We start from the raw sequence: 10,270 nt of genomic DNA, 5'->3' as shown, positions 1-10,270 counted from the left end.
TATCTGATCGCCGCCCTCAGTGTGGCGGGGGCCAGCGCCCTGCGCATCGCCGCCGCGATCATGCCGCCGCGCTATGCAGACCGCACCACAGTGTCGGATCAGGACCTGCCCGTCATCAGCGTCATTGTCGCCCTTCATGACGAGGCCAGGGTCCTGCCGGGACTGATCGCCGCCCTGTCCCGGTTGAACTATCCGCGCAGCAAGCTCGACATCATCCTGGCGCTTGAAGCCCATGACCAGCCCACGCGCGCCGCCGCCCGGGCGCTGGCGGGCCGCAAGGCCCTGCGCGTGGTCGTGCTGCCCCCGCTTGGCCCGATGACCAAGCCGCGTGCGCTGAATGTGGCGCTGCAGACGGCCCGCGGCGAACTGGTCGCTGTCTATGACGCTGAAGACGCGCCTCATCCCGACCAGTTGCGTCAGGCCGCCGAATGCTTCGCCGCCGATGACAGGCTGGGCATCATTCAGGCGCCGCTGGGATGGTATAATCGCACCGAAAACTGGCTGACGGCCCAGTTCGCGCTTGAATACGCCACTCAGTTCAATGCCCTTCTGCCCTTGCTGGCGCGGCTGGGCTGGCCCCTGCCATTGGGCGGCACCAGCAATATCTTTCGCCAGAGCGCGCTTGTGGCGTGCGGCGGCTGGGATCCGTTCAATGTGACTGAAGACGCCGATCTCGGCTTCAGAATGGCGCGATCAGGCTGGCGCGCCGGTCTTGTCGCGCCGGGCACGCTTGAGGAAGCGCCGATCACACTCAGGGCCTGGACGCATCAGCGCAGCCGATGGCTCAAGGGGCATTTCATCACCTGGCTGGTGCATATGCGCGATCCCAGAGGGCTGGTGGACGCGCTGGGCTGGGGCGGGGTGACGAGCCTGACCTTCACCGTGCTCGCCAACATGATGAGCGCCCTCATCCATGCCCCGTCCCTGTTGATGATGGGGGCGGGAGCGCTCGTGCTGGCCCTCGCGCCCGGCTGGAGCGCACTCTGGACCGTGGGAGCGGCCCTCATGACGTGCGCCTATGCCTCGGCCATGATCTGCGCAGGCGTCGCGGCCCTTCGCGCGGGCTTTTTGCCCCGGCTCTCACACATGCTGTCCATGCCCGCCTACTGGCTGTTGCAGGCGCCCGCCGCGCTCAAGGCCTTGCGCGAACTGCCGCGCCAACCTTATCTGTGGGACAAGACCCAGCACGGCGTTTCCCGCGCCCGCAGAGAAACGCCCGATGACGCTTCCCCTTACGCTCCTGCTCATGGCCGTCGCAGCCGCCCTGTTCGCGCTCGCCGCCTGGCGCAGCGGCAAGCCCTCAAATCCGCTCAAGCCGCGGCTTATTCCGTGGACGCCCCTCGCCCTGATTAGCGGGGTGTTCTTTCTGATGCTGCTGACCCATGTGTTCAGCCTGTTCGGGCTCGAGACCGGTCAGCGCCTCATGCGTTAGGCGCGCCTGCAACCAGATAGATGGCCGCCCCCATCATCACTGCGAACACCATCAGCACGCCCAGCAGGGCCATCTGACGCAGCCAGACCGGAAGCCGCGCCCAGGCCCAGAGCACGCGCTGGCCGAAAAGGAAGATCAGCACGCCCATCGCGCCATAACGCATCAGGCGCCCGATCAGCGCCGCAACGACAAAGAGCAGAGCCGGGATTTGCGCCGCCCCCGCCGCGAACGAGCTCAGCTGTACCGGCACCGGCGACAGCATGGACAGGCCCACGGCGAACGCGCCATAGGCGTCGATCCGATCTCGCGCGCCTTCCAGCGATACGGCCAGATCGGGGCGCGCACTGATGAACTCCGCCGCCAGATCGAGCGCCAGCCGCCCCGCCCAATAGCTCAGCACACAGCCCAGCACCGACCCCAGCGTGACCACCAGCGTCGCCTCGACCACCTGACGGCGGCCGCGCAACATGTAGGCCAGCAAGGGAAACTCGATCGGCCAGGGCAGAAGCGTGCTTTCCAGCACCGAGCCCGCAAACAGCGCCGGCAGCGCCCAGGCGCCCCTTGCCGCCCGGTCGAGCCTTGCCCGCCAGATCCTTATCCGGCGACGCCAGCTCATGGGGCGTTTGGAAGGCGCTTGGGTCTCGCTCATGAGACGGACTTACACCGCAAGCGTTAACCAAGCACCCGGTCGTGTCGCCGCAGGGCGAAGCTCGGAACGACAATGTCAGGGAAAGCATGGAGCGGGTGAAGGGAATCGAACCCTCGTCTGGAGCTTGGGAAGCTCTCGCTCTACCATTGAGCTACACCCGCAAGGCGCTGAAATGTTCTTACCAGATTGCCGGTCAGCGACAAGCGCTCTGGCGCAGAGGCGCTCAGCTCTTGAAATGCTTGGCGAGCTTGAGGCCCTGGGCCTGATAGTTCGATCCGGCCACGCCATAGGGGGTTTTTACCTCTGACGACATGGGTTCATAGACGAGGCGGGCGACCGCCTGACCATGATCGAGGATGAAGGGCACATCCCGGCCCCGCACTTCCAGAACGGCGCGAGACCCGGCTCCGCCCGCCGCATCGACGCCGAAGCCCGGATCAAAGAAGCCGGCGTAATGGGCGCGAAACTCACCGATCTCGGGCGCTATGGGCGCCATTTCGGCGGCCTGATCCACCGGCACGCTGACGGCCTCGCGCGAACACAGGATGTAGAACTCGCCGGGATCGAGCACGATGCGGCCATTGGGGGCGTAGATCGGCTCCCAGAAGCGCTCGGGATCGTGCGCGCCGACCTTTACAAGATCCACCAGCGGGCTGTGGCGCTTGGCGCGATAGCCGACGGGCTCGCCCTCCCCGGCCTTGAGATCGACCGACAGCGTCACCGCGTCGAGCGCCGTCATCTCACCGGCGCGCAGGCGAACCTGCACCAGCCGGTCGCCCGGCCGGGCCAGCACCGAGAAGGTGCGCGGGGAAATCTCAACGTAAAGCGGGCCGTCATAGCCCGCGCACACCTGGTCAAAGGCGCTGGAGCGATCCCCGATCACGCGGGTGAAGACATCCAGCCGCCCGGTCGAGCTTTTGGGATTGGCGAAGGCGGCGACGGCCTCGGGCAGGCTCAGGCCTTCCTGAAGCTCGGCGAGATAGACGCATCCGGTTTCCAGCACGGCCCCGCCCTCAAGGTCGAGCTCGTGCATGACGACGTCATCATCAAGGCAATCGGTGACCGTGCGCTCGGGGCCCGGCAGGAAGCTCGCGCGCAATCGCCAGGCCCGGCGCGCCAGACGCAGATCCAGGCTCGCGGGCTGGATCTGCCCCGGTTCCAGATCAACGCCGGAACGGATCCAGCCCTGAGCGAGAGCGTCAAGAAGGGCGCGGTCAGGCAGAATGCCGGGGGCGAGGGTCATCAGATCAAAATCCGGCTGGCGACAGAATCATTTCAGCGCACAGAGTGTCCGCGCTAGAACCCGGCCTTGTCCAGCAAGCGCCACTGTCGCACAAGCGCGTGGCTGCGTCCGGGCACTATTTTGCTTGAGCCCGGACGTCTATCTGGGTCTGATGCTTGCGAGCTCACCAAGGAAGGCCGCCCATGTATGAAGAAGTCACCCGGGACATTCTGATCCGCGTGCGCCCGGCCTTTCTCGAGGAGGAGTCAGAGCCCGAAGAAGGCCGGTATGTCTGGGCCTATACGATCGAGATTGAGAACAAGGGCGCAGAGACCGTGCAGCTGATGAGTCGGGAATGGCGCATCACGGACGCCTTCAACCAGACCGAAATCGTGCGCGGGCCCGGCGTTGTGGGCGAGCAACCCCATATCGAGCCGGGCGAGATGTTCGCCTATACGTCTGGCGCGCCCCTGCGCACGCCCTCCGGCTTCATGCGCGGCTGCTACGCCATGCGCACCGAAAGCGGAGACAAGTTCGAGGCCGTCATTCCCGGCTTCGCGCTCGATTCTCCCTACAACACCGTCACCCTGCACTAAGCGGCTGCGAGGCACCCCGTGAGCGCATCTGGCCGCACCGTTCTGTTCGTGCTGGGCGTCATGCTCGCCAGCCTGTCCGCCGCCATGTTCGCACCGGCGATCGCGGACCTGCATGACGACGCCCAGGCCGCGCACGCCTTTTTCGGCGCCGGCGGGCTGGGGCTGGCGCTGGGCGGGATCATGACGCTGATGGGCCGCGGCACCGCCAAGGACATCACCCCGCGCGGCGCCATTCTGCTCACCGGCGGCGCCTGGATTGTCCTGTCGGTGGCCGCCGCCATCCCGCTGAAGCTGTCAGGCCTCGACATCAGCTGGACGGACGCTTTGTTCGAGGCGACGTCCGGCATCACCACCACGGGCGCCACGGTCCTGACCGGACTGCAGGACCTGCCGGCCGGCATCCTCTTGTGGCGCTCGATCCTGCAATGGATTGGCGGGGTGGGGATCATCGTCACCGCCATGGCGATCTGGCCGCTTCTGGGGATTGGCGGCATGCAGCTCTTCCGGCTTGAAAGTTCTGACAAGTCCGAGAAGGCCCTGCCGCGCGCCGGACAGATCGCAGCGGCGGTCGGCGTGATCTATCTGGTCCTGACCTTCCTGTGCTTCCTGGCCTATCTGGGCGCGGAGATGACGCCCTTCGAGGCCATCAATCACGCCATGACGACGGTGGCCACAGGCGGTTTCTCCACCCATGACAGCTCGATCGGCGCCTTTTCGGAGGGCGGCGCGGACATCGTGGCGCTGGTGTTCATGGTGCTGGCCGGCCTGCCCTTCGTACTGTTTCTGAGGGCGGCGCAAGGACGGCCTGACCTTCTGATCTTTGACCCGCAGGCGCGGGCCTTCCTGATGGTCGCCTTCACCGCCACCGTTCTCTTGACGGCATGGCTGGTCATCCATGATCCGCACGACCACACCCATCTGCCCGCCTGGCGACTGGCGGCGGTCAATTCGGTCTCGGTCCTGACGGGGACAGGCTATGCCGTCACGGATTTCTGGCTCTGGGGCGGGGGCGCAGCCGGCATCTTCTTCGTGCTGATGTTCATTGGCGGCTGTGCGGGCTCGACCAGCTGTTCGGTGAAGATCTTCCGCTATCAGATCGCGGCCTCGGCGATGAACGCCTATATCGCCCAGTACGCCCGCCCGAACGCCGTCAAACCCATCCGCTATCGCAATCAGACGGTGCCGGACGAGACCGTGCGCTCGGTGCTCGGCTTCTTCTTTCTGTTTTTCCTGACCTTCGGGGTCAGCGCGTCGATCCTCAGCCTGATGGGGCTGGACCCGGTGACCGCGGTGACAGGCGCCGCCACCACCCTCGCCAATGTGGGGCCGGGGCTGGGCGACATCATTGGCCCGGCCGGCTCCTTCCAGACCCTGCCGGCGCCCGCCAAATGGGTGATGACCGCCAACATGATCATTGGCCGTCTGGAGATCATGGTGATTTTCGTTCTGCTGGCGCCGCGCTTCTGGCGCGGTTAGGACGCGCCCAGAGCCTTGGATCGCTCGATCACCTCATCCACCGGTCCGCGATGAACGATCACGCCCTCATGCATCAGGATGGCCTGATTGCAGACCGCCTGCATGAGTTTGACGTTATGGGTGGCCAGAACCATGATCCGCGAGCGCTTGACCATGTCGTCCAGCCGCTCCTTGGCGCGGGTCTGGAACCCGGCGTCCCCCGCCCCGAGCCATTCGTCAAACAACAGGATATCGGCGTCAAAGGCCGTGGCGCAGGCGAACTTCAACCGCATGGCCATGCCCTGGGAATAGGTGCGGATCGGCAGGTCGAGATAATCGCCAAGGCCCGTGAAACGGATGATGTCCTCGGCCATGCCCTCGATTTCGCGCGGGGTCTTGCCCGCCACGATCCCGGCCAGCCGGATATTCTCATAGCCGGACGCATCCATATTCATGCCGAGCCCGATATTGAACATGGTGGCGATATGGCCATCCACAGCCACCAGCCCACGCTTGGGCGGATAGATGCCGGCGATCGTGCGCAGCAAGGTCGTCTTGCCCGCCCCGTTCCGGCCAACCACGCCCAGCCGGTCCCCCGGCTTGAGCAGGAGCGACATGTTGCGGATTGCGCGCACGTTCAGCGTAGAGCCCTGACGCTCGATCAGACCGCCCGAGACCCGGTCCTCGCTGGCCTGTGCGCCTTCCACGCCCTTCGGCTTGACGCGGCGGGACGTGAAAGTCACGTCGACATTGCGAAGAAGAACACGAGCCATGGCGCTATAACCAGAAGATCAAGTCGCGACGGAAGCGGGCAAACACCGCAAAAGTAATGAGCGAGCCAATAAGGCTTATTGCCAGAACCACCCACCAGTGGAACATAACCACCTGACCGTTTAACAGCGGCTCACGCACAATCGCGATGAAATGCGTCAGCGGATTGATATTGGCGAACCGGCCCCGCGCGCCCAGCTCATCCGCCACCCAGAGCACGGGGGTCATTAGAAAAGCAAAACGCATAACGGTTGTGACGATGTGCTGGAGGTCCCGAAACCGGGCCGTAGCGAAACCCAGCAACAAGGTGACCCAGACCGAGGTGTATATGATGGTGATCACCCCAGGGATGGCCCAGAGCGCGCCCCAGGTCAGTGGATGCCGTATGTAGATAAGTGCTAAGGCGACCGAAATTCCGGTCAGCGCGAGATTGAAGACATTCCGGAATGTCAGCTTGTAGGCGAACAAACTCATTGGAAGCCGTTGAGATCTCAACCAGCCTTCAGCTGCGATGAACACCGTACAGGCGCCTGTGATGGCGGTTGCGATGAACTGATAGACCCAGAGACCGATCAGAAGGTAGGCGGCGAACCAGGAGGCTTCAGTTGAACTCAGAGCGCCAAAGAACCAGATCAGCCCGCCCCCAAAGATCAGGAAGGACACCACGATCCATGCCGCACCCAAAAGGGAGCCACGATAGAGTTGTTTCACCTCCTGGAGCCCCAGATTGACCCATAGCGTATGGCGCTCGAGGCCCTCCCGGAGATCGAAAAGGGCGTCGGCGAGAGCATTGGAGTTGGATCGGTAAAAGTAAGGCGCGGACACTCGTCGACCCTAAGAATTAATAGTGACGCAGACAATCCAGTGCCAACGCGTCGTGATCGTCCAAGCTTGGCAATTCACATAGCGCCACGCCCGGAGGGTTTTGTCAGCACAACGCAAATGAACCGCTTTGCTTGAAAAACAGTCAGTTCGAGATCGCATTAATGGACCTGAAGCGCCCGTGTGTCCACCGCCGCCATGCAACGTTGCGGAGCCTAAAAGTCTCTTCTGATCACGTATCGAGAATATCCCGGATGAAGGCCGCCTTGGCTTCGCGATACCGGGCCATTTCACGCCCCCTGTAGGCGCGCTTGAGAGCGTTATAGCGCGCGAGAAGCGCCCGGTCGCTGGTCAGGGCGTCCCGAAAGTCCAGAAGCCGGTCCTGTTCATCCCCCATCACCACCAGCTGCACGCCGACCTCCAGCGCATAACCCGGCGCTGTGAAGGCCGCATAGCCCTTGCGGCGAGCCGCTTGAGTGTCGGCGGCGTGGGTCCGGTCCAGATAATCGCGGGCGGCGCCGAAGGCGTCTTCGGGAACGCGCACCGCGATATCGAGATCACCGCGGGTCTCGCACCCCTCTATTGCGGTCGAGCCCACATGATCGATCCGGGCTGTGCGAGGCAATTGGCGCCCGTGCTGACGCCGCCAGGTTTCGAACGCCGCCTCGGCGCGACGTCGCGCATCGGCCGGATCCGGACTGAGCTGAAAAACCGCTGCGTCCTCACCCATCAATCGTTCGCTTTGGCGGAGGCGTCGATTTCTTCCGCCGTAAAGCGCCATTCGCTCTTGCAATACTCACAGGTCATCTCGATGGAACCGTCTTCCTTGGCCATGTGTTCCCGATCATCAGCAGGAAAACGCGCCAGAAGTTGGGCCAGACGAGCGCGACCGCAGGTGCAATAGCGTTTGACCTCGCGCTCGGCCTGCACCCGAACCCCATCCTCATGGAACAGGCGATAGAGCACGCGGCCCGCCGTCAGATCCGGATCGATCAGCTCGGCGTCCTCGACGGTATTGAACAGCGCCAGGACATGCTCGAAATCCTCCGCATCAGACGGACGGCTGTCATCGCCCGCAAGCTTCTGGATCAGGGCGCCGCCGGCGCGCCAGACAGTTTCACCGCCATCGAGCACCTGCTGACCGATCGCCAGACGCAATCGGGTCGGCACCTGTTCGGACTGGGCGAAATAATGCTCCGCGCTGGCCGCCAGCGTGTCGCCCTCGATCGCGGTGACGCCCTGATAGCGCTCCATGCCTTCGCCCGGATCGATCGTCATCACGAAGTGCCCCTTGCCCAGAAGGTCGATGGGGCCCAGAGGCCCGTCGGCCTGGGCTTCGAGCGCCTGCACGCGGTCAGGGTCGAACTTGGCGTATGCCCTGACGCCCTCGCCCGGCACGAAATCGGCCACCACGAAGCTGACGGCGCCATTGCCTTCAATGTTCTGGCCCTGAGAGCCCGGCCCGCTCGCCTGGACGATCAGCCGGCCATCGAATTTCAGGGAATCCCCGATCAGGATCGCCACAAGAGCGCACTCGCCGACCAGACGCGCGACAGAGCGCGGGTAATCGTGCGCGGACAACATCTTGTCCATGGTCTCGCCAAGCCGGACATACCGACCGCGCACGCTTAACCCTTCGAGCTGGAACGTAAGAACGATATTATCGCCGGCGCCCAGTTCATCGGGACCAGGAGTAGAAATGCTATCCGTCATACGCTCCGTCTCGTTCCGCTTGTCTGTTACTCAGGCTGCAGCTCGCCAAGCGCCTTGTCGAGAGCGCTGACTGCTTCACGCACATGGTCTTCATTGATGATCAGAGGCGGAGCCATGCGAGCCACATTGTCTCCCGCCGCGCCCATGAGCAGATGGTGATCGCGCGCCTTGCCGACAAGCGTGCGGTTGCCGTAGCCGTCCTTGAGCTTCAGCCCGATCAGCAAGCCGCGTCCGCGCAGCTCCTCGACCTTGTCGGAATGCTCGTCCGCCAGACCGGACAGCGCCTGGCGCAGCTTGTTGGAGATATCGACCACCTCGTCCATGAAGCCCGGACGGGTCAGCTCGTCATACACCACATTACCGACCGCCATGGCGAGCGGGTTGCCGCCAAAGGTCGAACCGTGCGTGCCCACGACCATGTGCGCGCCCGCTGCGTCCGTGGTCAGGCAGGCGCCCATGGGGAAGCCGCCGCCAACGCCCTTGGCCACCGCCATGATGTCCGGCTGTGCGGATCCCGCCCATTCGTGCGCCCAGACCTTGCCGGTCCGGCCCGCGCCGCACTGCACTTCATCATAGATCAGCAGAAGCCCGTGTTCATCGCACAGCTCGCGCAGGCCGCGCAGGCACACATCGGGGATGGCGCGCACACCGCCCTCGCCCTGCACCGGCTCCACCAGAATGGCGGCGGTTTCCTCGGTGATGGCGGCTTTCAGTGCGTCATGATCGCCGAACTCGACCTGATCAAAGCCTTCCATCGCCGGGCCGAAGCCTTCGAGGTATTTCGGATTGCCGCCCGCATTGATGCCGCCATAGGAGCGGCCATGGAAGGCGCCGGTGAAGGTGATGATGCGGTACTTGTCCGGGCGCCCGTTGGCGAAATGATAGTGCCGCGCCGATTTCAGCGCGCATTCCACCGCCTCCGTGCCGGAATTGGTGAAGAACACCCGATCGGCGAAGCTGTCGCGGCAGTATTTCTCCGCCAGCTCGATCTGCCCCGGCACCCGGAACATGTTGGAGGTGTGCCAGAGCTTGTCGGCCTGCTCTTTCAAGGCGGCCACAGCCTTGGGATGGGCGTGCCCGAGCGCATTCACCGCAATGCCCGAGATGAAGTCGAGATATTTCTCACCGCTCTTCTCGATCAGGTAAACGCCCTCGCCGCGCTCGAAATCAAGATTGGGCGGCGAATAGGTGTCCATCAACGGCTTGGGCATGAAAGGCTCCCTGGGTGGAAAGGGGGTGAAAAATATGAATGCGCTGATCTAGGACCAGACGCGTCAGCTCTTCAAGCGCCAGCCTGAGCGCAGAAGCAGATAGGAGGCGATCAGGAGCGCGGCGTTGATGGCGAGAACCACAAGGCCGCCGATCAGAAGCGGGCTGTCATGGGCGCCGATGAAGCCGTACCGGAACCCGTCGATCATGAAGAAGACCGGGTTCACATGGCTGATCGTGTAGAAGGGCTCGGGCAGGATCTCGACCGAGTAGAAGGTGCCTGACAGGAAGGCCAGCGGCATGATGATGAAGTTGGTGATGACCGCCAGATGGTCGAACTTCTCCGCCCACAGCCCCGCGATCAGGCCGATCATCGACATCATCGCCGCGGCGGACAGGCC

General features: G+C 63.9%; 11 protein-coding genes and 1 tRNA gene. 3 read left to right on the top strand and 9 right to left on the bottom strand.

Going from position 1 to position 10,270, the window contains the following annotated elements; genetic code table 11:
- The coding region (locus tag B2Z70_RS02235) for a glycosyltransferase (protein ID WP_292980481.1) at positions 1 to 1,353 on the top strand (1,353 nt) is incomplete at its 5' end.
- A 68-nt stretch (positions 1,354 to 1,421) separates the two neighbouring features.
- Here B2Z70_RS02235 and B2Z70_RS02230 read toward each other — a convergent pair.
- The 3 genes from B2Z70_RS02230 to B2Z70_RS02220 all read right to left on the bottom strand — a co-directional run bounded on the left by B2Z70_RS02230 (position 1,422) and on the right by B2Z70_RS02220 (position 3,324).
- On the bottom strand, positions 1,422 to 2,081 hold the full coding sequence (locus B2Z70_RS02230; RefSeq protein WP_292980479.1) for a YqaA family protein: 660 nt from the start codon (positions 2,079 to 2,081) through the stop codon (positions 1,422 to 1,424).
- Positions 2,082 to 2,168: 87 nt separating this feature from the next.
- Positions 2,169 to 2,242, bottom strand: a tRNA-Gly gene (locus tag B2Z70_RS02225).
- A gap of 62 nt (positions 2,243 to 2,304) precedes the next feature.
- On the bottom strand, positions 2,305 to 3,324 hold the full coding sequence (locus tag B2Z70_RS02220; RefSeq protein ID WP_292980477.1) for a 2'-deoxycytidine 5'-triphosphate deaminase domain-containing protein: 1,020 nt from the start codon (positions 3,322 to 3,324) through the stop codon (positions 2,305 to 2,307).
- A 182-nt stretch (positions 3,325 to 3,506) separates the two neighbouring features.
- On the opposite strand from B2Z70_RS02220, the gene apaG reads away from it, so the two are divergent.
- A complete protein-coding gene (gene apaG, locus B2Z70_RS02215) occupies positions 3,507 to 3,899 on the top strand; it encodes a Co2+/Mg2+ efflux facilitator ApaG/CorD (RefSeq protein ID WP_009801727.1) in 393 nt (130 codons plus the stop codon).
- 18 nt (positions 3,900 to 3,917) lie between these two features.
- Entirely contained in the window at positions 3,918 to 5,375 is a 1,458-nt protein-coding gene (locus B2Z70_RS02210) for a TrkH family potassium uptake protein (RefSeq protein WP_009801728.1), read from the top strand.
- Here B2Z70_RS02210 and B2Z70_RS02205 read toward each other — a convergent pair.
- The 6 genes from B2Z70_RS02205 to B2Z70_RS02180 form a co-directional block, all read right to left on the bottom strand.
- Entirely contained in the window at positions 5,372 to 6,127 is a 756-nt protein-coding gene (locus B2Z70_RS02205; RefSeq protein WP_292980474.1) for an ABC transporter ATP-binding protein, read from the bottom strand. The genes B2Z70_RS02210 and B2Z70_RS02205 overlap by 4 nt on opposite strands.
- A 4-nt stretch (positions 6,128 to 6,131) precedes the next feature.
- Complete coding sequence (locus B2Z70_RS02200) at positions 6,132 to 6,950, bottom strand: ABC transporter permease (protein ID WP_292980473.1); 819 nt, start codon at positions 6,948 to 6,950, stop codon at positions 6,132 to 6,134.
- Positions 6,951 to 7,179: 229 nt separating this feature from the next.
- Positions 7,180 to 7,677: a GrpB family protein gene (locus B2Z70_RS02195; protein ID WP_009801732.1), complete on the bottom strand. Its 498-nt coding sequence runs from the start codon at positions 7,675 to 7,677 to the stop codon at positions 7,180 to 7,182.
- Entirely contained in the window at positions 7,677 to 8,660 is a 984-nt protein-coding gene (locus B2Z70_RS02190) for an Hsp33 family molecular chaperone (RefSeq protein ID WP_040612512.1), read from the bottom strand. The genes B2Z70_RS02195 and B2Z70_RS02190 overlap by 1 nt, the downstream gene beginning before the upstream one ends.
- A 26-nt stretch (positions 8,661 to 8,686) precedes the next feature.
- Positions 8,687 to 9,871, bottom strand: a complete 1,185-nt coding sequence (locus B2Z70_RS02185) for an aspartate aminotransferase family protein (RefSeq protein ID WP_009801734.1) — start codon at positions 9,869 to 9,871, stop codon at positions 8,687 to 8,689.
- Between the two features lie 63 nt (positions 9,872 to 9,934).
- A partial coding sequence (locus B2Z70_RS02180; RefSeq protein ID WP_292980469.1) for an ABC transporter permease occupies positions 9,935 to 10,270 on the bottom strand: 336 nt, incomplete at its 5' end.

Origin of the sequence: Oceanicaulis sp. UBA6590 (assembly GCF_002433705.1) — a bacterium.
GTDB lineage: Bacteria > Pseudomonadota > Alphaproteobacteria > Caulobacterales > Maricaulaceae > Oceanicaulis.
Note: the sequence above shows the minus strand (reverse complement) of the source record. Positions and strands in the feature narration are given on the sequence as shown.

What these genes read in the sequence shown, in the direction of transcription:
- B2Z70_RS02230 (WP_292980479.1), bottom strand. Translation starts at nt 2,081, where the DNA reads ATGAGCGAGACCCAAGCGCCTTCCAAACGCCCCATGAGCTGGCGTCGC.
- B2Z70_RS02205 (WP_292980474.1), bottom strand. Translation starts at nt 6,127, where the DNA reads ATGGCTCGTGTTCTTCTTCGCAATGTCGACGTGACTTTCACGTCCCGC.
- B2Z70_RS02185 (WP_009801734.1), bottom strand. Translation starts at nt 9,871, where the DNA reads ATGCCCAAGCCGTTGATGGACACCTATTCGCCGCCCAATCTTGATTTC.
- B2Z70_RS02190 (WP_040612512.1), bottom strand. Translation starts at nt 8,660, where the DNA reads ATGACGGATAGCATTTCTACTCCTGGTCCCGATGAACTGGGCGCCGGC.
- B2Z70_RS02195 (WP_009801732.1), bottom strand. Translation starts at nt 7,677, where the DNA reads ATGGGTGAGGACGCAGCGGTTTTTCAGCTCAGTCCGGATCCGGCCGAT.
- B2Z70_RS02220 (WP_292980477.1), bottom strand. Translation starts at nt 3,324, where the DNA reads ATGACCCTCGCCCCCGGCATTCTGCCTGACCGCGCCCTTCTTGACGCT.
- apaG (WP_009801727.1), top strand. Translation starts at nt 3,507, where the DNA reads ATGTATGAAGAAGTCACCCGGGACATTCTGATCCGCGTGCGCCCGGCC.